Annotated in this window: 23 protein-coding genes and 1 tRNA gene; 14 read left to right on the forward strand and 10 right to left on the reverse strand. The window is 69.7% G+C overall.

What is annotated here, in order from left to right; translation table 11 throughout:
* Nucleotides 1–187: 187 nt before the first annotated feature.
* Nucleotides 188–415, forward strand: a complete 228-nt coding sequence (locus ACFOY2_RS09160; RefSeq protein ID WP_379527520.1) for a hypothetical protein — start codon at nucleotides 188–190, stop codon at nucleotides 413–415.
* A gap of 325 nt (nucleotides 416–740) precedes the next feature.
* Here ACFOY2_RS09160 and ACFOY2_RS09165 read toward each other — a convergent pair whose 3' ends face one another.
* Complete coding sequence (locus ACFOY2_RS09165; protein ID WP_379527521.1) at nucleotides 741–1448, reverse strand: sulfotransferase family protein; 708 nt, start codon at nucleotides 1446–1448, stop codon at nucleotides 741–743.
* Between ACFOY2_RS09165 and ACFOY2_RS09170 the strand changes: the two genes are divergently transcribed.
* A complete protein-coding gene (locus ACFOY2_RS09170; protein WP_379527522.1) occupies nucleotides 1447–1839 on the forward strand; it encodes a hypothetical protein in 393 nt (130 codons plus the stop codon). The genes ACFOY2_RS09165 and ACFOY2_RS09170 overlap by 2 nt on opposite strands.
* 4 nt (nucleotides 1840–1843) lie before the next feature.
* On the opposite strand, the gene ACFOY2_RS09175 is transcribed toward ACFOY2_RS09170, so the two are convergent.
* Nucleotides 1844–1917, reverse strand: a tRNA-Pro gene (locus ACFOY2_RS09175).
* Between the two features lie 94 nt (nucleotides 1918–2011).
* Here ACFOY2_RS09175 and ACFOY2_RS09180 point away from each other — a divergent pair.
* The 4 genes from ACFOY2_RS09180 to ACFOY2_RS09195 all read left to right on the forward strand — a co-directional run bounded on the left by ACFOY2_RS09180 (nucleotide 2012) and on the right by ACFOY2_RS09195 (nucleotide 3777).
* The gene (locus tag ACFOY2_RS09180; RefSeq protein WP_379527523.1) at nucleotides 2012–2437 is read left to right on the forward strand and encodes a hypothetical protein; all 426 of its coding nucleotides are present in this window, start codon (nucleotides 2012–2014) and stop codon (nucleotides 2435–2437) included.
* Between the two features lie 67 nt (nucleotides 2438–2504).
* Nucleotides 2505–3053, forward strand: coding sequence for a hypothetical protein (locus ACFOY2_RS09185; protein ID WP_379527524.1), 549 nt, complete (start codon nucleotides 2505–2507; stop codon nucleotides 3051–3053).
* Between the two features lie 6 nt (nucleotides 3054–3059).
* Complete coding sequence (locus ACFOY2_RS09190) at nucleotides 3060–3572, forward strand: hypothetical protein (RefSeq protein WP_379527525.1); 513 nt, start codon at nucleotides 3060–3062, stop codon at nucleotides 3570–3572.
* A 7-nt stretch (nucleotides 3573–3579) separates the two neighbouring features.
* A complete protein-coding gene (locus ACFOY2_RS09195) occupies nucleotides 3580–3777 on the forward strand; it encodes a hypothetical protein (protein ID WP_379527526.1) in 198 nt (65 codons plus the stop codon).
* 64 nt (nucleotides 3778–3841) lie between these two features.
* Here ACFOY2_RS09195 and ACFOY2_RS09200 read toward each other — a convergent pair whose 3' ends face one another.
* Nucleotides 3842–4198, reverse strand: a complete 357-nt coding sequence (locus ACFOY2_RS09200) for an ATP-binding protein (protein ID WP_379527527.1) — start codon at nucleotides 4196–4198, stop codon at nucleotides 3842–3844.
* A gap of 73 nt (nucleotides 4199–4271) precedes the next feature.
* Nucleotides 4272–5042 carry a SigB/SigF/SigG family RNA polymerase sigma factor gene (locus ACFOY2_RS09205; protein ID WP_379527528.1) on the reverse strand — a complete coding sequence of 257 codons (771 nt, stop codon included), beginning with the start codon at nucleotides 5040–5042 and terminating at the stop codon, nucleotides 4272–4274.
* A gap of 175 nt (nucleotides 5043–5217) precedes the next feature.
* Between ACFOY2_RS09205 and ACFOY2_RS09210 the strand changes: the two genes are divergently transcribed.
* Entirely contained in the window at nucleotides 5218–5574 is a 357-nt protein-coding gene (locus ACFOY2_RS09210) for an STAS domain-containing protein (RefSeq protein WP_379527878.1), read from the forward strand.
* 8 nt (nucleotides 5575–5582) lie between these two features.
* Here ACFOY2_RS09210 and ACFOY2_RS09215 read toward each other — a convergent pair whose 3' ends face one another.
* Nucleotides 5583–6299: an ANTAR domain-containing protein gene (locus ACFOY2_RS09215; protein ID WP_379527529.1), complete on the reverse strand. Its 717-nt coding sequence runs from the start codon at nucleotides 6297–6299 to the stop codon at nucleotides 5583–5585.
* Between the two features lie 58 nt (nucleotides 6300–6357).
* Between ACFOY2_RS09215 and ACFOY2_RS09220 the strand changes: the two genes are divergently transcribed.
* The gene (locus tag ACFOY2_RS09220; RefSeq protein ID WP_379527530.1) at nucleotides 6358–8190 is read left to right on the forward strand and encodes a SpoIIE family protein phosphatase; all 1833 of its coding nucleotides are present in this window, start codon (nucleotides 6358–6360) and stop codon (nucleotides 8188–8190) included.
* 109 nt (nucleotides 8191–8299) lie between these two features.
* Nucleotides 8300–9403, forward strand: coding sequence for a glycosyltransferase (locus ACFOY2_RS09225; RefSeq protein ID WP_379527531.1), 1104 nt, complete (start codon nucleotides 8300–8302; stop codon nucleotides 9401–9403).
* Between the two features lie 99 nt (nucleotides 9404–9502).
* Here the strand turns inward: ACFOY2_RS09225 and ACFOY2_RS09230 are convergent, their stop codons facing one another.
* Nucleotides 9503–10567 carry a PucR family transcriptional regulator gene (locus ACFOY2_RS09230; RefSeq protein WP_379527532.1) on the reverse strand — a complete coding sequence of 355 codons (1065 nt, stop codon included), beginning with the start codon at nucleotides 10565–10567 and terminating at the stop codon, nucleotides 9503–9505.
* 75 nt (nucleotides 10568–10642) lie between these two features.
* Between ACFOY2_RS09230 and ACFOY2_RS09235 the strand changes: the two genes are divergently transcribed.
* Together ACFOY2_RS09235 and pruA are read left to right on the forward strand one after the other, a co-directional pair.
* A complete protein-coding gene (locus ACFOY2_RS09235; protein WP_379527533.1) occupies nucleotides 10643–11560 on the forward strand; it encodes a proline dehydrogenase family protein in 918 nt (305 codons plus the stop codon).
* Nucleotides 11561–13186 (forward strand): L-glutamate gamma-semialdehyde dehydrogenase, encoded by a 1626-nt coding sequence (gene pruA, locus ACFOY2_RS09240; RefSeq protein ID WP_379527534.1) that lies wholly within the window; start codon nucleotides 11561–11563, stop codon nucleotides 13184–13186.
* Nucleotides 13187–13214: 28 nt separating this feature from the next.
* On the opposite strand, the gene ACFOY2_RS09245 is transcribed toward pruA, so the two are convergent.
* From ACFOY2_RS09245 to ACFOY2_RS09255, 3 genes are all read right to left on the reverse strand, one after another.
* Complete coding sequence (locus ACFOY2_RS09245; RefSeq protein ID WP_379527535.1) at nucleotides 13215–13649, reverse strand: type II toxin-antitoxin system VapC family toxin; 435 nt, start codon at nucleotides 13647–13649, stop codon at nucleotides 13215–13217.
* The gene (locus tag ACFOY2_RS09250) at nucleotides 13646–13870 is read right to left on the reverse strand and encodes a FitA-like ribbon-helix-helix domain-containing protein (RefSeq protein ID WP_357806552.1); all 225 of its coding nucleotides are present in this window, start codon (nucleotides 13868–13870) and stop codon (nucleotides 13646–13648) included. Before ACFOY2_RS09250 ends, ACFOY2_RS09245 begins: the two co-directional genes overlap by 4 nt.
* Nucleotides 13871–14040: 170 nt before the next feature.
* Entirely contained in the window at nucleotides 14041–14724 is a 684-nt protein-coding gene (locus tag ACFOY2_RS09255; protein ID WP_379527536.1) for a poly-gamma-glutamate hydrolase family protein, read from the reverse strand.
* Nucleotides 14725–14849: 125 nt separating this feature from the next.
* Between ACFOY2_RS09255 and ACFOY2_RS09260 the strand changes: the two genes are divergently transcribed.
* Together ACFOY2_RS09260 and ACFOY2_RS09265 are read left to right on the forward strand one after the other, a co-directional pair.
* Nucleotides 14850–15806, forward strand: coding sequence for a GlxA family transcriptional regulator (locus ACFOY2_RS09260; RefSeq protein WP_379527537.1), 957 nt, complete (start codon nucleotides 14850–14852; stop codon nucleotides 15804–15806).
* A gap of 1 nt (nucleotide 15807) precedes the next feature.
* Nucleotides 15808–16431 (forward strand): DJ-1/PfpI family protein, encoded by a 624-nt coding sequence (locus ACFOY2_RS09265; RefSeq protein ID WP_379527538.1) that lies wholly within the window; start codon nucleotides 15808–15810, stop codon nucleotides 16429–16431.
* 51 nt (nucleotides 16432–16482) lie between these two features.
* Here the strand turns inward: ACFOY2_RS09265 and ACFOY2_RS09270 are convergent, their stop codons facing one another.
* The gene (locus ACFOY2_RS09270) at nucleotides 16483–17163 is read right to left on the reverse strand and encodes an ArsR/SmtB family transcription factor (protein WP_379527539.1); all 681 of its coding nucleotides are present in this window, start codon (nucleotides 17161–17163) and stop codon (nucleotides 16483–16485) included.
* Between the two features lie 67 nt (nucleotides 17164–17230).
* On the opposite strand from ACFOY2_RS09270, the gene ACFOY2_RS09275 reads away from it, so the two are divergent.
* The gene (locus tag ACFOY2_RS09275; RefSeq protein WP_379527540.1) at nucleotides 17231–18628 is read left to right on the forward strand and encodes an MFS transporter; all 1398 of its coding nucleotides are present in this window, start codon (nucleotides 17231–17233) and stop codon (nucleotides 18626–18628) included.
* Nucleotides 18629–18652 lie beyond the last annotated feature (24 nt).

Below are 18652 nucleotides of genomic sequence, written 5' to 3' on the forward strand. Positions count from 1 at the left end.
GAAAAGCGACCCCAGGAAGTGACAGCAGACTTACCGACGGTAAACGTCGTTGAAACCTGCACAGCTCCGCGATAACGCCGATGGAAGTTTCAGCTCCTTCCACGACCGATTCGGCTCTGACAATTTTCGTGGCGAGTGTTGAGTGCTACTGTCCAGCATCATGATCTCCCCAGCCTCAGGAGGATGAATGCGAAAGGTACGCGCTGTTCTCGTCTCGGCCGTCATGGTCCTCGGAGTGTCGCTGACGATCGGCGCCGCCCCGGCGCATGCCGACAGCACCACCAGACTGGCCGGTATCTTCAGAGACCAATCGGAGTGCGAGCGGATCGGAACCTCCGGCATCACCCAGAACTGGTGGGACGACTATAGATGCGTATGGGAGCCCCGGTACGGCTACTACTTCCTCTACGCGTGACCCGGTAAAACGCACGCACCCCCGGCTGTCAGGATCGAACCGGGGGCGCGTGCGCTCGCCGCCGAGGCCTCGTACCGGCTCGGCGGCCGGCCGGGCGTCGTCAGCCGATCGGCTGCCGGCTCAGCCCCAGATCGATGCCCTTCGGTTCCCTTGCCCTTCGGCTCTGATCACGTAGCAGAACCCCAGCTCACAGCATGTAACCGTGTTTCGAGAGGGACACCGTCGCCCTCGAGCGGGAAGCCCGGTCCCGCCGTCGTGCGGTTGCGCGGGGACAGCGGACGCTGGTTCAGCGTCCGCGCCTCGGCGGGGTCGGCTGAGCCGGTGTTCAGCCCGCGGGGTGGAACGGAAGTCCGATGTTCTCCCCGTGTATCAGCCTGTCGATTGACTGCTGCATCGTCTGGCTGTCGTTCAGGTGCGGGAACGGCTCCCCGGCAGGGACGTCCACCCCCAGGAAACGGCAGAGCGGCTCCCACCCGTCCCGCACGTCGAACACCAGCAGCCGCTCAGGCGGCAGGCTCTCCTTCACCATGGCCGTGTGCTGCTCGAATGCCACGATGGACTCCTGCTCGTCGGGGACCTCGCCGTAGGGCCGATCGCTGCCCAGCCCCTCGCGTATCATGCGCTCGAGCAGCGGACGGGTGGTCTTCATGTTCTCCATCAGACCGGCTGCCTCCGGTGCCACTTTCTCGGCCTGTAACCGTGGCGGGCCGTTGGTGATGAGCGTCCTCATGCTCGCGAACCAGGCGTACGGGTCACGTACCGTAAGGACCACCTTGGCCTCCGGGTACCTGGCCGCCAGCTCGCGCCAGAAGAACGAAGCCGGCCAGTCCACAGCGGAACGGAATCCCTCGAACACGTGCTCCCACTCCGGGACCGTGTCATGGTTGGCCAGGGGCGCCCACCGCCGGGCGAGGTCGGAGTCGGACCCGACGTCGAAGTTGTGGTGGCAGGGCCCGAACCCCAGCCGTTCCAGTGCCGCCTTCATCGAAGTCGTACCGGTGCGCGGGAACCCCGCGCCGATCACGGTCAGCATGTCGCTCCTCCATGAGGTGTCGGCCGGCCCCCATCATCGTGGCGCGATCATGGGTCTAGCAATCCCTGTTGTTCCGAACGAGGCGGACCGAGAGTCTCCCCTTGCCGGCGTCGAAAGCTCGCTGTCGGCGTACGGGACATGGGAGCTTGACGAGGAGGAGGACGAACTGGAGCCCCCCGTCCCGTCGCGGCTGGGTTCGCTCGGCGCACCGCAGCGGGCCCTGGCCGACTGGATCGGCGCTCTGCCCGCCAAGCGCAAGGACGCGCTGCTGCTGCGGGTGGTGGAGAAGGCGCGGTGGTCATGGACAAGATCTTCAAGTCGCGAGCCGGGTAAAGCAGTGGCTCCCAAAGATCAAAAAGGGGCACCAGAGAACCTCTGGCACCCCTTCTGACCTGTCGGGACGACAGGATTTGAACCTGCGACCCCTTGACCCCCAGTCAAGTGCGCTACCAAGCTGCGCTACGTCCCGGTTGTGTCGGCCGCCCCCTGCGGGGCGGGACGTCATAACCTTAGCGCACATCGGGGGTGCACACGCACACGGAAAGCCGGAGCGGAGGTCGTGGGTGGGGCGGAAGCCGAGCATTGATCGCAAAGAGTTGGCCGGGCTCGTCGCGGAAGGGATGAGCGTGCAGGAGCTGGCGGCTCATTTCGGGGTCAGCGAGTCGGGGGTGCTGCAGGCCAAGCGGGCCGCGGGGCTGGCCAAGCCGATGCTCGACCACAGCGGGGCCGTGCCGTGGAAGCTGGCTCGGGTGCACGCCCAGTCCGGGCCGGCGACCAATCTGCGGAATTTGTCGGCGGCAGCGCAGGGGAAGCCGCCCGCGGCCGAGAGGTTGAACACGGCTCTGCGGTGGGCGCAGCGGTTGGTCGACGCGGGGCTGGATGTGCGGTACGACGCCGTGGAAGGGTTCAGTGAGGTCCCGGCAGCCTCTGCCGGCTCACACGTCGCAACCGTGCTGGCCGCGGCCAGGAAGGGCCTCGAGAGCGGATAGGCCTACGTTTTAACCGCCCTTTTCCAGGGCAGTCGCGGTCTCAGCACAGAGACCGGAGGCGAACATCATGACCACCTTCGTATGGGTGGCCGTCGTCGTGGTCGCGGTGGTGGCGCTCGCCGCAGTGGGCTATTTCGTGCTGCGGCAACAGAGACGTCGCACCCATCTCCGCGAACGTTTCGGCCCGGAGTACGAACGCATAGTCGCGCAGAGCGACAACCGCCGTGAGGCGGAGCAGGAACTGCTGAGCCGCGAGCAGCGGCACGCGGAGCTCGACATCCGGCCCCTTTCCGAGGAGTCCCGCGACACGTATGCCAATCGGTGGGCCGAGGTGCAGGAGCGCTTCGTGGACGCGCCCGGGTTCGCGGTGACGGAGGCCGACCAGTTGGTCACGGCCGTCATGGCGGAGCGGGGCTATCCCACCGAGGACTTCCGGCAACGGGTGTCCGACCTGTCGGTGGGGCACGGGGCGACCCTCGATCACTACAGGGCGGCGCATGAGATCAGCGGGCGGGCGGCCAGGAAGGATGCCTCCACGGAGGATCTCCGGCAGGCCATGGTGCACTACCGCGCGCTGTTCGAGGAGCTGCTGCACGAGACGACGCGAGGACGGTGAGACGATATGAGCAGCGATGAGCTGAGGACGACGCCGTCGCGTGACCCCGATGACGCCGCCTACCGCGACCCCTATGCCGGGACCGGCGGCGACATGCTGGCCGAACCAGAACCAGAGCCGGAACCAGAGCCAGGGCCAGGGCCAGAGGGCAAAGAGGCAGAGTCAGGGTCCGCGTCGGTGGCGCAGGCGCCCGCCGATGAGGTTCCCGCGCACGCCGCCCCGGCCGACGTCGTCCTGTTCGATCAGGACCCCGCCCAGGTGCAGGCCCGCTGGCGCGAACTGCAGACGTCGTTCGTCGACGACCCCACCGAGGCGGTGCAGCGGGCCGACGGCCTGGTGGGCGAGGTGGTGGAGTCGCTGACCAGCAGCCTGAACAGCCGCACGAACGCTCTGCGCGAACGCTGGAAGGACCCCGAGACGGCCGACACCGAGCAACTCCGCCTGGCCCTGCGCGACTACAGGGGCGTGCTGGAGCGGCTCCTGGCCCTTTCCAACGCCCACCCCCAGGGAATGAGGTGAAGGTGACATGCTCGCAGTAGTGGCGGCGATCGTCTTCGGGCTGGGATTCCTGCTCGACCTGGTCGGCGCGAGGATTCCGGGCGGGTTCTCCGGCATGACGTTCGTGCTGCTGGGGTTGACCCTGCTGGCTCTGCACCAGGCGGGCGTCGGCAAGGCCGGCATCCGCACCGGTTACGGCAACTGGCGCAGCCGGGCCCGCCGTTAGGCGGAAGAACAAGCGGGCGAAGGGCGGGGAGATCTCCCCGCCCTTCGCCGCAGCCCGCAGGGCCCTACTCTTTGCCGGGGAAACGCATGATCACGGTGCTGCCGCCGCTCCCGGCCCGCAACGTCAGGTCGGACGACAGCAGCCGGGCCACCCACAATCCCATCCCGCCCACGGCCCCGGGCCGGGGACCGGGCTTCCAGGTGCCATCGTCGTGCACCTCGATGACCAGGTCGCCGTTGACGGTCCAGGTGCGCAGGTAGGCGTGGTCGGCCCCGTGGGTGACGGCGTTGGTGGCCACCTCGTTGACGGCGATGACGAAGTCGCCGATGGATTCGTCCGGGATGCCGGAGGCGCGGGCTTCGTCCTCAGCGAACTGCCGGACCTGCGGCAGATCCGGCAGTCGGAAACGGAGCCGTTTCACGGGCGCGCCGGGTGGCGGGCTCGTGAAGCCCGTCTGAGGCTCGGCGTCCTCGTCCACCCGGCGCCCGCCCTACTCAGCCGACCAGCTCGGAGCGGAGCTGGTCGAGAACCTTGCGGAGAATGCGGGAGACGTGCATCTGGGAGATGCCGAACTCGGCCGCGATCTCGGCCTGTGTCATGTTGCCGAAGAAGCGCAGCAGCAGGATGTGCTTCTCTCTGGAGGGCAGCGCGTCGATGAGCGGCTTGACGGCTTCCCTGTCGACCATGGTGCTCAGCGTGTCGTCGTCCTCGGGGATGACGTCGCCGAGCGAGGCGGCGTCGTCGTCGGTGCCGAGCGGCGCGTCGAGTGAGAGGGTGCTGTAGGCGGCGGAGGCGTCGAGCGTGAGCAGGACGTCCTCCTCGGTGATGTTCATCTTGGCGGCCAGTTCGGCCACGGTCGGGGACCTGCCGAGGTCCTGGCTGAGATCGGCGACGAGCCGGTTGAGCTCGGAGCGGCGTTCCTGGTAGAGGCGGGGCACCCGGATGGCCCAGGTGCGGTCGCGGAAGTGCCGCTTGACCTCCCCGGTCATCGTCACCACGGCGTAGCCCCTGAACGCGTGGCCGAGAGTCGGGTCGAAGCCGTTGACGGCCTTCATCAGGCCAACATACGCGGCCTGGAGGAGATCCTCCAACGGTTCGCCGCGGTAGCGGTAGCGCCTGGCGATCTCCATGGCGAGCGGCCGGTGCATCTCGACGATGCGTTCCCGCAGCCGCTCCCTATGACTGTCGGGGGTGTCCTCCCTGACCATCTCGGCCAGGAGATCTTCAGCCGTCATCTCCTCGAGGACGTATTCCTGCACAGCCATCGCTGCTCCTCATATGGATCGCAGGCGGCCTCCCCCAAAGGAAAAAGCCCAGGCAGAGGCACGCCTCGCTCTAGTCTCGAGACGAAAGCCCTCTGCTGGACCTCGGATCCAGTGTCCCCCATGCCGCCGGAAGTATTCCACCCTCCCGTGGTGACAGTAGGGTTGCTGCGTGACAATGCCGGAGAACGGCGAGGGGCCTGTGCCGGCCCTGAGCCTCACGTCGTCGACCGTGGACGAGATCACGGTGATCAAAGTCGACGGCGTGCTCGACGCCACGACACGCGAGCAGTTCGCCGATTACCTGGCGATGGCGGGTTCGAATTTGATTCTGGACCTGTCCGGGGTGACGTTCATGGACTCGCGCGCGCTCGGGCTGATCGTCCACCACTGGCAGACGAGTCTGGCGTCGGATACCAGGTTCGCGCTGATCGGGGTTGAATACTCCAAGTCGAAGGTGATGTGGATCACGGGGCTGGCCCAGCGCCTGCCGCTCTACGACACCCTCGACGACGCGCTGGCCGCCATTGGGTGAGCGGCCGTTCAGCGCTTCGACTTGCGCTGGTGTTCGTCGACCAGCAGCCTGGCCAGATCGGCCACCTTGACCTGATGGTGCTGGGAGATCTTCCGCAGCTCCTCGAACGCCTGTTCGGGGCCGCATCCGCTGGTCTGCATGATGATGCCCTTGGCCTGGTCGATCACCGACCGTCCTGCCAGGGCCTCCTGGAGCTGGGCGGCGTCGGTGCGCACCTCCTCGAACTCCGACATGTTGTCCATGGCCACGGCCACCTGCTCGGTCAGCATGTCGGCCAGGGAGTGCACGCCCTGCGGGGAGAAGGAGCCCGGGCGCACCGAATAGAGGCCGACCAGGAGCTGGGCGGGGGCGACGTCGATGGGCAGGACCAGGACGGAGCGCACGCCCCAGCGGGTGGCCAGCGCGTCGTAGCGGGGCCAGCGACTCTCTTTGAGCACATCTGTCACGGTGGTCCGGCCACCGCTGCGCCTGGCCTCGATGGACGGACCCTCGCCGATCTCGCGTTCGCCTTCGACGAGCATGATGAGCTCGCTATGAGAGCCGGAGACCAGGACGCGGTTGTCACGCCAGTGTTCCGCCGAGGCTCCTGAGCAGCCTGGTACGCCCGCGGCCAGTGCGGTGGTCAGGCCGCGCAGCACCCGTTCCGTGGAAGTGTCCTCGCCCAGCCGCCCCAGCGCCGCCAGGTCTCGCGCCAGACCCGGAGTGATCATCGCGGTCGATTCCATAGCAACAAGCCTCTACCCGATATGGCTACCAATATCCGAGGTAGCGTAGCGTCAGAGGATGACCATGCCGGACCTCGAACACGCGCTGGACGCGCTGGCCGGGCGCGTCGCCTCGTTGCGTGATGCGAGGACGGCCTACCCTTCCGACCTCGCGCCCACGCTCGACGCCGCGCTCGCCGAGCTCGACACCGCGGCCGAGCTGCTGGCCGAGGCGCGCGAGGAGCTGCGCAAGGCGCCGAAGCGGGCGGCGGGCAAGAAGGACGGCGGGCAGCGGGAGCTGAAGCTGCTGCGCCAGGTGTTCAGGAGCTTCCCCGTGCCGGTCGTCGTGCTCGACGGGGGCGGTGTGGTCAGGCGCATCAACCCCGAGACCTCGCGGATGCTGGGCAGCCCGGACGGCTACCTGGTCGGCCGGTCGTTCCCGCTGCTGGTGGACGTCTCGCGGCGGGCGGCGTTCCGCTCGCATCTGACGGCGGTGCTGCAGACGGGGCAGCCGTCGGCGTTCGAGACGCGGCTGGCACATCAGGGACGGACGCACACGGTCCAGCTCGCGATGACCAGGCTGACGATGCCGGGCGAGCCCCAGCAGATGGTGGCGGTCGTGGCGCTGCCCACCGAGGTTCAGTTGCCCGAGCCGGGCGCGCGGCGGCCCGAGCAGTCCGACGGCGCCCTGCTGCTGGCCGCGGCCAGACGCCAGGACCTGCTGAGCAAGATGGCCACGCTGCTGCTGGATGAGGAGTCGCTGCTGCGGCCCGTGGTGCTGCCGCGGGCGACGCGGCTGCTGGCGGCCGAGTGGGCCGACTGGGTGATCGCGGACATGGTGCGGGCGGGGCTGCCCTACCGCTCCGTCGTGGTGGGGCCCAAGAACCAGCCGGTCGGCGAGCTCGTCCGGCAGGTCGAGACCACCCCGCCCGCGTCGGGGCAGGTGGTGACGCAGGTGCTGGAGCGCGGCTCCGGCGTGGTGCGGGAGATGGTCGACGACGAGACGCTGCTGGGTTTCTGCGCCGACGGGCCGCTGCTGACGGTGATCGGCGCGGGTTCGCTGCTGAGCGTGCCGATCGGCTCGTGCGACGGCGTGCTGACGCTGGTGCGCGCGCACGACAAGCCGCCCTTCACGCTGGCCGACCTCGCGGTCATGCAGGAGGTGGGGCTGCAGCTCGGGCTGGCGGTACGCGCCCAGTCGAGCTTCCAGAGCCGTTCGCGGGCGGCGGACGCGCTGTCGGCCAGCGTCGCCCCGCGCAACCTGCCCGACATACCCGGTTATGAGGCGGCGGCCGTCTACCATCCGGGGTCGTCGGTCGGGGCCGAGTTCTACGACGTGTTCCCCATCTCGGGCGGGTGGGGCTTCGCGCTCGGCGGAGCGGCCGGCAAGGGCGAGGAGGCGGCCTCGGTCAGCGCGCTGGTGCGCGGCGGGCTGCGCGTGCTGAGCGTGTGGGAGCACGATCCCGACCTGGTGATGCGCAAGGTCAACGAGGCGCTGGTGGCGCAGGGCACGGGCATGTTCGTGATGGCGCTGGCGGGGTTCGTACGGGGGCGCGAGATCACGCTCTCCTCGGCCGGCCACCATCCGGCGGTGCTGCTGCAGCCGGACGGCGGTGTGCGCTTCGCCGCGGGCGGCGGTGTGCCGCTCGGCATCGCGCCCGACGCGGAGACGGAGGTCGAGACGCTGACCGTCTTGTCCGGGGAGATGCTGGTGCTCTATTCGGAGGGGCTGATCTCCTCCAGGAACGAGCGGGGCGAGCCGTACGGGGAGGAGCGGCTGGCCGACGTGCTCGGCCGCTGCGCGGGCCAGTCGCCGTCCACCGTGGTCAAGGCCGTGGAGGCGGACCGGCACGCGTTCTCGGGCGGCCAGGTTTGGGATGAGATCGTGGTTTTCGCCCTGCGAGGTGTCTAATCTGCAGGGGTTTGCGAGCGGCTCAAATCTGGGTATCGTCGGGACTGTAGACAAACGTGCCTAAGACGCAGGCACACCTTGTAACGCGCTTATCACGCTGAGGTGTGCCATGAATATCGCGATTGTCGCTTCCGCCGGGGGAAACCGGCACCATCACATCCTTTCCGTCGCCCGCGAGCTGGGGCGCGAGCACCACGTCACCATCTACTCCCGCCGTGACAACGCCGAGGGCAAACCCAAGACGCGGGTGGCCCCGGGAGTCACGCTCGAGCAGATCGACGTGGGCCCGGCCCAGGAGTTGGCGGCGGACGACGTCGCGCCGTACCTGAACGAGGTCGGCGAGCACCTGTCGCGGCGCTGGACCCAGGAGCGGCCCGACGTGATCCACGCCCACTCGTGGACTTCCGGCCTCGCCTCCGTGGCGGGCGCCAAGGACCTGGGCGTGCCCGTCACGCAGACCTTCCACACCTTCGACGTCTCACACCAGGACCTGGAGCGGGCGCTCGGGCGCCGGGCCAACGCGGTCATCGCGGGCTCGGGCGACGAGGAGTCGGCGCTGATCCGGCTCGGCGTCCCGCGCGGCAACATCGCCATCGTGCCGTACGGCGTCGACACCGAGAAGTTCCAGCGCCGGGGCGCGATCGCCACGCGCGGCAGCCGCAAGCGCCTGCTGCACGTCGGCCCGCTGACCGCCGACCGCGGCGCGCACACCATCGTGCGGGCGCTGCAGGGGCTCGGCGACGTCGAACTGATCATCGCGGGCGGCCCCGAGCCCGACTACCTGGAGGACGACCGTGACGCGCGCCGCCTGCGCACCCTGGCCGAACAGCTCGGCGTGGCCGACCGCGTGACGCTGCTCGGCCAGGTCAAGCGGGCCGCGGTGCCGAAGCTGATGCGCAGCGCGGACGCCGTGGTGTCGGTGCCGCGCGAGGCCGTGACAGGGATCGTCGCGCTGGAGGCGATGGCCTGCGGCGTGCCGGTGATCGCCTCCGCCGTCGGCGCGCACCTCGACTCCGTCATCGACGGCGTCACCGGCCTGCTGGTGCCGCCCGACCGTCCCGCGGCCACCGCGCGGCTGGCGCGCGAGCTGCTGTGGGACCCGACCCTGCGGACCGCGCTCGGCTACGCGGGCGCCGACCGGGCGCGCTCGCGTTACTCCTGGGAGCGCGTCAGCCAGGAGCTCGTCCGCGTCTACGAGGCGGCCTGCGCCTGACCAACGGCCTCAGCACGACGACGGCCTTCGCCCGAGTACTGCGGCACCCTGCGCCCGACTGGCGGCCTCGGCGCGGCGGCGGACCCTGTGGCTCAAGCCTCAGCCGGAGGGCCCGGTGAGCCTGGCGGCTTTCAGGCCCAGGTGCAGGGCGAGCCGGTCGTCGCCGTCCGACAGGTCCCTGTGCGTCAGGCGTTCGGCCTTGCCCAGCCGGTAGTAGAGGGTCTGGCGGTGGATGCCGAGCTCGGCGGCGCTCTTTTGGACGTGGCCGCCCCGGTCGAGGTAGACCTCCACGGTCTGGGCCAGTTCGGCGTTCAGCGCGGCGGTCTCGGCGGCCAGCTCGCGCAGGTCCGACGGGCCCAGCCTGGCCAGCAGGCGGTGCACGCCCAGGTCCTCCCAGCGGGCGATGGGGGCGTACCGGGGGAAGTGCTCGGCGACGCGCAGCGCCTGGCGGGCCTCGCGCCAGCTCAGCCACGCGTCGGCCGGGTCGCTCCTGGGGGCGCCGACGCCGGCGGCGGTGCCGTACGCACCGCGCACGGTCTGCGCCACTTCGGCCGCCAGGTGGGCGGGGGCGAGCAGGGCGACGGGCGAGCCGGTGCGGGCCAGGACGCCGCGCGGGAGCGTCCAGAGGGCGGCGACGCGCTCCTGCGACTCGCGTACGGCGACGGCCGCGACGGGGCCTGGCACCTCGATGGAGGCGCCGGCGCGTTCCTCGGGGTCGGCGGAGAACAGAGCGAGCAGGCCCCGCCCGAGGTCCTGGCGGCTCCTGGCCTCCTGGGCGAGCTCGGAGGCGGCCCTGGCGACGAGCGGGGCGACGGCGCGGAGGGTCTCGTCGGTCAAATCGCCCGAGTCGAGCAGCCACAGGTAGCCGTAGACGACCTCGCCGTGGCGCAGCGGCCAGCACACCCTGGCCAGGACCTTGAGCGCGGCGTCCCCGGGGATCCTGACCGGCCCCTCGGCCCTGGCGATGCCGTAGCGCTCGAAGTAGTCGCGCACCTCGCCGGTGGCGCGGCGGCGCAGGATCGACTCCTGGCGGACCGTGTCGATGTCGCCGTGTTGCGCCCCGTAGGCCAGCAGGCGGAACGAGCGGTCCTCCAGCGTCGCGGACGCCCCCAGCCGGGCGGCGATCTCGTCGACGATCTCTTGGAGGTCTGCGGTGTTGTGCATTTGTATGACAGCCTCCCACACCCGGCGTTACGAGCGTCGATGGCCCCCTCTGAGCTGCATTTTTAGACTGGAAACATGCTCGGTCAACTGCTGCTCGCCGCGTCAGGGAGCCGTCTCGTACGCCGCTGCGTGTCAGGCTTTCCGCCCACCAGGAAGGTGGTCGGGCGGTTCGTCGCGGGTGAGAGCGCCCAGGAGGCCCGTGACGTCATCGAACGCCTGCGGGACGCCAAACTGGCGGTGACCGTCGATCACCTCGGTGAGGAGACGCGCGACGCGCGGGCCGCCGAGGCCACCGCCAACGCCTACCTGAGCCTGCTGGAGGCCCTCAGGCCGCTCGAACTGGCCTCCAGGGGCGAGGTGTCGGTGAAGCTGTCGGCGCTCGGCCAGCGGCTCGACGACCGGATGGCCCTCGAACACGCCCGCGACATCTGCGCCGCCGCCGCGGCCGGCGGCTCGACCGTGACGCTCGACATGGAAGACCACACCACCGTCGACTCGACGCTGGCTATCCTGCGCAAGCTGCGCGAGGACCATCCGGCGACGGGCGTGGCGATCCAGGCGTACCTGTTCCGCAGCGAGCAGGACTGCCGCGACCTGGCGGCCGAGGGCTCCAGGGTGCGGCTGGTCAAGGGCGCCTACCGCGAGCCGGCCTCGGTCGCCCACCAGGGCAGGTCGGCCGTGGACAGGGCGTACGTGCGATGCCTGCGGACCCTCATGGCGGGGAACGGATACCCCATGGTGGCGACGCACGACGACCGCATGATCGCGATCACCGAGCTGCTCGCCGACCGGTTCGGACGGACGATCGGCGACCACGAGTTCCAGATGCTCTACGGAATCAGGACCGACCTGCAGGAGGCCCTGGCCGGGGCCGGCCACACCGTACGCGTCTACGTCCCCTACGGCGACGACTGGTACGGCTACTTCATGCGCCGCCTGGCCGAGCGCCCCGCCAACGTCGCCTTCTTCCTTCGTGCCCTTGGGGGTAAGTAAATGGATGCCATCAGCAACGTTCCCGTGCCCGCCAACGAGCGGATCTACGGCTACGCGCCGGGCAGCGCCGAGCGGGCCGCGCTGGAGGACCGCGTCAAGGAGCTGACCGGGGCCTCACTCGAACTGACCATGACCATCGGCGGCGAGCAGCGTCTGGGCGGGGGCACGCCCATCGACGTGGTCCAGCCGCACAACCACGCCTCCGTCCTGGGCCGTGCCAACGACGCCACGGCCCAGGACGTGCGGGACGCCGTCGCGGCCGCGCTCGAGGCGGCCCCCGCGTGGCGGGCGCTGTCGTTCGACGAGCGGGCGGCGATCTTCCTGAAGGCGGCCGACCTGCTGGCCGGGCCGTGGCGGGCGACGCTCAACGCGGCGACCGTGCTCGGCCAGTCCAAGTCGGTGCAGCAGGCGGAGATCGACGCGGCCTGCGAGCTGATCGACTTCCTGCGCTTCAACGTGGCCTACGCCCGTCAGCTCTACGCCGAGCAGCCGATCTCGTCGCCGGGCGTGTGGAACAGGATGGAGTATCGGCCGCTTGAGGGGTTCGTGCTGGCGATCACGCCGTTCAACTTCACCGCAATCGCAGGAAATTTGCCGACTTCTGCCGCTTTGATGGGGAATGTCGTCGTCTGGAAGCCTTCGCCCACCCAGCAGTTCGCCGCGCACTTCACGATGCGAATGCTGGAGGAGGCCGGGCTGCCGCCGGGCGTGATCAACCTCGTCACCGGCAACGGCCAGGCCGTCTCCGAGGTCGCCCTCACACACCCCGCGCTGGCCGGGATCCACTTCACCGGCTCCACGGCGACGTTCCAGCACCTGTGGAGCACCGTCGGCGCGAACATCTCCTCCTACCACGCCTACCCGCGCCTGGTCGGCGAGACCGGCGGCAAGGACTTCGTGCTGGCGCACCCGTCCGCCGACCCGGGCGTACTCTCGACCGCGCTCATCAGGGGCGCCTTCGAGTACCAGGGGCAGAAGTGCTCGGCGGCGTCGCGGGCGTACGTGCCGCGCTCGGTGTGGAGCCGCATGCGTGACGAGTTCGTCTCGACCGCGCAGTCGCTGAGCGTGGGCGACGTGGCCGGGGACCTGTCGACGTTCATGGGGGCGGTGATCGACGCGCGGGCGTTCGCCAAGCACAAGGAGGCGATCGACCGGGCGCGGGCGGCCTCGAACATCGACCTCCTGACCGGCTCCTACGACGACAGCGTCGGATATTTCGTGAAGCCGACCATCCTGGAGTGCTCCGACCCGACCGACGAGATCTTCGTCAAGGAGTACTTCGGCCCGATCCTCGGCGTGCACGTCTACGAGGACCGCGACTTCGACACCGTCCTGGACCAGATGGAGGGCATCGCCCCGTACGCGCTGACCGGGTCGATCGTCGCCCAGGACCGGTACGCGATCGCGTCGGCCTCCGAGCGGCTGCGCTTCGCGGCGGGCAACTTCTACGTCAACGACAAGCCCACGGGGGCGGTCGTGGGTCAGCAGCCGTTCGGCGGGGGACGCGCCTCCGGGACGAACGACAAGGCCGGCTCGATCTTCAACCTGACGCGGTGGGTGAGCGCCCGGGCGATCAAGGAGACCTTCGTCCCGCCGACCGACCACCGCTACCCGCACATGGGCTGATTCTCACCGTCTGCCCCGGCTGCGACGATCAGCCGGGGCGCCGGACGGCCTGCACGAGCGGCGGCGGGTAGCGGTGGATCTCCGCGCGATGCCCTGCCGAACCGGCGAACTTGGCGTCGTCGGTGAGCAGCGGCACCCCCAGCATTTCGGCGAGGGCAACGTACACGCCGTCATAGGCGGTGAGGTTGTGCCGCAACTCCAGCACACGCGGCTGCAAAGGCAGCATCGGGTGGCGAACGATCCTGAGTTGGGCGTAGCGCTCCAGCATGAGCCGTGCCCGCGTCTCGGAGATGCGTACGTCCGGCTTGCCCGTGATCACGTGCCCGCGCACCACGGAGGCGATCTCGACATCGATCAATGCCGGGGCGTGAACCTTGCGGGCCAGCCTCTGCCGAAGAAGGTCATCGCCTTTCACGTTCGCCAGGAGGCGGAAAACGATCGAGGCGTCGACGACCAGGCTCACCGGCGGCCTTCCCGCATCGTCTCGCGAACGAAGTCCGGATCGTACGGCACCGGCTCATCAGCGGCGATTTTGGCCATCACCTCGTCCAGGGCTGGGGTAGCCGCCTCCTCGTTCAGGAGGTCGCGCACGTAGGCGGTCAGCGACTTGCCCTCTCGCTCGGCCCGGGCCTTCAAAGTTCGCTCTGTCGCCTCCGGGACGTCCCGGATTTGAATGATACTCATGCAAGCATTTTAGCATGCATATTGCATGCACTCTGAGATCGAAGGCTGGGCCGAGTGCCGTCCGTCCAAGACGGACCGCCGATCTCTGAGCCGATGCCGCCAGAGCCGGCCGTGCCACCGACCGGCCACCGCCAGGTGGGTGCCCGCCGTCCCGGGCGGGCACCCACCTGTCAGCCGAGCGCGCGGTTGACGGCCGCGACGTACCTGTAGAAGGCCTTCGTGCGGTTGGCGGGGTTCTCGATCCAGGCGCGGGTCAGCTTCCCTCCGTCGAAGAACCGCTCCCGCTGACCCCGGCTGATCTCCAGCTGCACCCCCATGCCCCTGCGGTTTCTGTTCGCGATGTTGTCCGGGCTGTCGCCGCCGATCTCCTCGGGCACCGACGCCGAGACGGGGAACCCGGCGGCGCGCAGCTCGGCCTTCACCTTTTTGATCAACGTCGTGTCGCGTCCGCCGACGTAGGTGGTGGCCGTGGCGCCCGCCGCGCCGTGCCAGGAGACGGTGCGCTCGACCGCCCCCACCACCGCGAGCGCCTTCGGCTCGTCGAAGCGCGTCGCGGTGATGTGCAGGGAGCTGTTGCCTTCGGACTTGATGCCCTCGAACGCGTAATAGGCGTGCCTGCTGCCCGCTGCCTCGGCGGCGAGCTGCGACGTCGGCGCCTCTATGGCGCCGCCGTGGATGGCGATGTGCGCCGTCTTCGCCCCGCTCGGGACGCGCTGGACGCGGCGATAGTCCTTGCCCTCGGTCTCGTGGGCGGCGAGCTCGGCATAGCCGGCGTAGACGTCGCTCGCGGACGCGGCGGGGGCGAGCCCCAGCACCAGCAGGCTCGCGGCGGCGATGGACACGGTCTTCTTCACATGACACCCTTCGACGATCTTCTCGACCGCCATCATCCCGCCTCGCCGGAGGGGCGGCAGCCTTGGCGTAATGTGCAACAACCGTGTCGTTGACGCCACGACGAGGACGCCACCAGCATGAAGCCATGCAGCGGCGGATCCTGATCGTCGTCTTCCCCGGTTTCCAGCTCCTCGACATGGCCGGGCCGGCCGACGTCTTCTCGACGGCGGCGATGCTCGGGGGCGGGTACAAGGTCGAGGTGGCGGCCGTGCGCGCGGGCGCCGTACCCGCGGGGAACGGCATCGCGGTCACGGCCTCGGCGCTCGGCGAGGTCCGCGGCCCCCTCGACACGCTGCTGGTGACAGGCGGCCTGACGGCGCCCGACCAGGCACGGGACCCGGAGCTGATCGGAGGCATCACCACGCTGGCCGCGGACGCCCGGCGCGTCGCGTCCGTGTGCAACGGCGCGTTCCTGCTGGCCCAGGCCGGGCTGCTGGACCGCCGGCGGGCCACCACGCACTGGCTGGCCGCCGGCGAGCTCCAGGACCGCTACGAGAGCGTCGAAGTGGACGCCGACCCCCTCTACATCGAGGACGGGAACGTCTGGACCTCGGCGGGCGTCCTGTCGGGCGTCGACCTGGCCCTCGCCCTGGTCGCCAGGGACCACGGTCACACCATGGCCAGGGACGTCGCCCGCGGGCTCGTGGTCTACCTGCACAGGCCGGGAGGCCAGAGCCAGTTCAGCACACCGATGAGCGCCATGACGCCGCGCAGCGAGCCGATGAGGGAGTTGCAGGCCTACATCGACGCGAATCCCGCCGCCGACCTCAGCGTGCCGGCGCTGGCCGCGCACGTCGGGATGAGCGAGCGCCACTTCTCCCGTGTCTTCACCGCGCAGACCGGCCTGTCCCCCGGCCGGTACGTCGAACGCAGCCGCGCCGACACCGCCAGGCGGCTCCTGGAGGTCACCGGACACCCCCTGGACACCGTGGCCAGAGAGTCGGGGCTCGGGACGGCCGAGACCCTCTACCGCGTCTTCCGCCGCAGGTGGCGGATCTCACCCGGCGACCATCGCCGCCGCTTCCACTCCAAGGAGAGATGACATGCACGTCGCCATTCCGCTCTATCCCCGCTTCACCGCGCTGGACGCGGTCGGGCCGTACACGGTGCTGGCCTTCACGCCCGACACCACGGTCACGTTCGTCGCCGCGGAAGCGGGGCCGGTGACCGACGATCGCGGCACGCTCACCCTGATCGCCACGGCCTCGTACGCCGACGTACCCCGTCCCGACGTGATCGTCGTGCCCGGCGGGCCCGGCACCATGGAGGCGCTCTCCGACGAGGCCCTGCTGGGGTGGATCCGCCAGGCCCACGAGCACACGCGGTGGACGACCTCGGTGTGCACCGGATCACTCCTGCTGGGAGCCGCCGGACTGCTGTCCGGCCTGAAGGCGACCAGCCACTGGGCCATCCTCGATCACCTCGAACGCTTCGGAGCCACACCCGTCAGCGAGCGGGTGGTCGGCTCGGGCAAAATCGTCACGGCCGCCGGGGTGTCGGCGGGGATCGACATGGCGCTGACGTTGCTGGCACAGGCGCGGGACGAAGTGACGGCGCAGGCCGTACAACTGGCCATCGAGTACGACCCGCAGCCGCCGTTCACCTGCGGCTCCCCGAAGACGGCTCCGGAGGGGCTGGCGGAGCGCGCCCTGTCCGTCATCACCTGACAGACGACCATCGTGGGCCGGCTCACGACAACGGCGCTGTCAGCGGACAGTCTACGGAGAGCCGCCCTCCCCGTCGGCGACATCCGGCGACAGCCCGCCCGCCCCTTCAGCGGCTCCCGGTGAGGGCTCGTCGGTTCCCCCGACGGCCCCCAGCGGAAGCACGTCGAAATGCACGACCACGTGGCCGGTCGAAGGCTTGTGCGGGACCGGAGCCTCGGCCGCCCTCTGGTCCGACATCCCCCGATATCTCTCCAGGACCTCGAACACCTCATCCCGCATCTCGACCGTCTCCTGCGCCGTGAGCCAGAGAGACCGTCGCCCGAAGGCCCCCGCGTCGACCCAGTCCACGGACGCCTCCGCCAGCCCCTGCCGCCATCGGGCCAGTTCCGAGCCGCGCTGGCGTACCAGATCGTCCAGCAGGAACTCCATCGCGCTGACGGCTTCGGGATCTGAAGGCGAGTCGCCGTAGGTGAAGCCGCCAGGCACGATGCGCCAGTACTTCTCCTTGCCCCGCCCCATCTCCGGAACGATCTCGATCATGCCGTGCCTGGCCAGCTCCCGCAGGTGGTAGCTGGTTGCGCCGGTGTTCTGCCCGAGAAGGCCGGCGAGGCGGGTGGCCGTGGAGGGCCCGTGTTCGTCCAGGAGCTCGTAGATGCGCAACCGCAACGGGTGAGCGAAGGACTTCAACGCGTTCGCGTCCAGCGTACGTCTGGAGTAGCTCTTGCCTGCCATTCTGTGCAATCCTATCTTTGCAAAGAAACCTATGCACACTTTCCCATGCACACCAGCGAGGTGTCACGTGCCGGCTCTTGGGCGTTCGTTCGGTTTTCTCTGGTCGTCCACCGCGCTGTCCAATGTGGCAGACGGCGTGCTGAAGGTGGGCGCGCCACTGCTCGCCGTGTCGATGACCCGCTCCCCCACGCTCGTGTCCCTGGTGGGAGCGGCCGCGACGGTGCCATGGCTGCTGTTCGCGCTGCACGCGGGCGCGATCGCCGACCGCACCGACCGCCGCCGCATCATGATCGTGGCCAACGTCGTCCGCACCGCCATCCTGGCCACCGCCACCCTCATGGCCGCCTTCGGCCTGCTCGACCTCTGGGGCCTGCTGGCGGCGGTGCTCGCGGCCGGCGTGACAGAGGTCTTCGCCGACACCTCGGCGCAGTCCATCCTGCCCATGACCGTGCCCGCAGACCATCTGACGAGGGCCAACGGCCGCCTGTCCACCGCCCAGATGATCGGCAACGACTTCCTCGGCGCCCCACTGGCGGGCCTCATGGTCGCGGTCCTCCCCGCCGTCATCTTCGGCGCCCCCGCGCTGCTGTACGGGGCGGCGGGCGCGCTGTTGCTCGGCATACGCGGCACATACCGCTCAACCCCCGCCACCCGCCGTGGGCCCGATCACGCCGACCCCGGCCAAACTCCGATCCACCAGGGCCGGCCCGACGACCGGCAGGGCCCCGATGGTTCTCTCACCGGGCAGCGCTCTTCCGGCGAGCGGGGCCGGCCCGGCCTTCACCCGGCCGGGTCCGAGGTACGGCGCCGCCCTTTGCGGAAGGACATCGGCGAGGCGTTGCGGTTCCTCTGGTCCCACACCTTCCTGCGCCGCCTGGCGATCTCGGCCGGGATGCTCAACCTGGCCAACTCCGCCTACTTCGCCGTCTTCGTGCTGTGGGCGGTCGGTGACGGGTCGCGGATGGGGATGGAGCCGAGCGAGTACGGCCTGATGACGACGTCGTTCGCCGTCGGCGCGGTGCTCGGATCCTTGGTGTCGGGCCGGGTCGCGGGCGTCTTCGGCGAGTTCAGGACGCTCAGGGCCGCCTGGCTGGCCAGCAGCGTCCTGCTTCTGGTGCCCGTGTTCGTGCCGTCCCCGTGGGCGCTCTATGCGACGGCCGTCGCCTGGGGGCTGTTCGGCGCCGGGGGCAACGTGCTGGTGATCTCGGCCAGGCAGCGGCTGATCCCGCCGGACTTACTCGGAAGGGTGAACTCGGCATACCGCCTCGTCGGCATGGGTGGGATGCCGCTCGGTGCGGCACTCGGCGGCGTGATAGCCGAGTTTGCGGGGATTCAACCCGTCCTCATAGGCGCCACAGGAGTATGTTTGGCAGCAGTCGGACAGGTGTGGCGCGCCCGGACAGATCAAATTTCTGAGCCTCTGACCAGGGAACCCACGCTTTCCGACATATCCGGATCACGTTAGGCACCCAAGAGTCTGTGCGAAGGT

This window comes from Nonomuraea purpurea (assembly GCF_042650645.1).
In the GTDB taxonomy this organism is placed as follows: domain Bacteria; phylum Actinomycetota; class Actinomycetes; order Streptosporangiales; family Streptosporangiaceae; genus Nonomuraea; species Nonomuraea purpurea.

Excerpts from the sequence above, each read along its gene's own strand:
- ACFOY2_RS09250 (WP_357806552.1), bottom strand. The coding sequence starts at position 13,870 with ATGAGTATCATTCAAATCCGGGACGTCCCGGAGGCGACAGAGCGAACT.
- ACFOY2_RS09210 (WP_379527878.1), top strand. The coding sequence starts at position 5,218 with ATGCCGGAGAACGGCGAGGGGCCTGTGCCGGCCCTGAGCCTCACGTCG.
- ACFOY2_RS09215 (WP_379527529.1), bottom strand. The coding sequence starts at position 6,299 with ATGGAATCGACCGCGATGATCACTCCGGGTCTGGCGCGAGACCTGGCG.
- ACFOY2_RS09220 (WP_379527530.1), top strand. The coding sequence starts at position 6,358 with ATGACCATGCCGGACCTCGAACACGCGCTGGACGCGCTGGCCGGGCGC.
- pruA (WP_379527534.1), top strand. The coding sequence starts at position 11,561 with ATGGATGCCATCAGCAACGTTCCCGTGCCCGCCAACGAGCGGATCTAC.
- ACFOY2_RS09225 (WP_379527531.1), top strand. The coding sequence starts at position 8,300 with ATGAATATCGCGATTGTCGCTTCCGCCGGGGGAAACCGGCACCATCAC.
- ACFOY2_RS09160 (WP_379527520.1), top strand. The coding sequence starts at position 188 with ATGCGAAAGGTACGCGCTGTTCTCGTCTCGGCCGTCATGGTCCTCGGA.
- ACFOY2_RS09235 (WP_379527533.1), top strand. The coding sequence starts at position 10,643 with ATGCTCGGTCAACTGCTGCTCGCCGCGTCAGGGAGCCGTCTCGTACGC.
- ACFOY2_RS09170 (WP_379527522.1), top strand. The coding sequence starts at position 1,447 with ATGTCGCTCCTCCATGAGGTGTCGGCCGGCCCCCATCATCGTGGCGCG.
- ACFOY2_RS09260 (WP_379527537.1), top strand. The coding sequence starts at position 14,850 with ATGCAGCGGCGGATCCTGATCGTCGTCTTCCCCGGTTTCCAGCTCCTC.
- ACFOY2_RS09270 (WP_379527539.1), bottom strand. The coding sequence starts at position 17,163 with ATGGCAGGCAAGAGCTACTCCAGACGTACGCTGGACGCGAACGCGTTG.
- ACFOY2_RS09205 (WP_379527528.1), bottom strand. The coding sequence starts at position 5,042 with ATGGCTGTGCAGGAATACGTCCTCGAGGAGATGACGGCTGAAGATCTC.
- ACFOY2_RS09185 (WP_379527524.1), top strand. The coding sequence starts at position 2,505 with ATGACCACCTTCGTATGGGTGGCCGTCGTCGTGGTCGCGGTGGTGGCG.
- ACFOY2_RS09190 (WP_379527525.1), top strand. The coding sequence starts at position 3,060 with ATGAGCAGCGATGAGCTGAGGACGACGCCGTCGCGTGACCCCGATGAC.
- ACFOY2_RS09230 (WP_379527532.1), bottom strand. The coding sequence starts at position 10,567 with ATGCACAACACCGCAGACCTCCAAGAGATCGTCGACGAGATCGCCGCC.
- ACFOY2_RS09195 (WP_379527526.1), top strand. The coding sequence starts at position 3,580 with ATGCTCGCAGTAGTGGCGGCGATCGTCTTCGGGCTGGGATTCCTGCTC.
- ACFOY2_RS09165 (WP_379527521.1), bottom strand. The coding sequence starts at position 1,448 with ATGCTGACCGTGATCGGCGCGGGGTTCCCGCGCACCGGTACGACTTCG.
- ACFOY2_RS09265 (WP_379527538.1), top strand. The coding sequence starts at position 15,808 with ATGCACGTCGCCATTCCGCTCTATCCCCGCTTCACCGCGCTGGACGCG.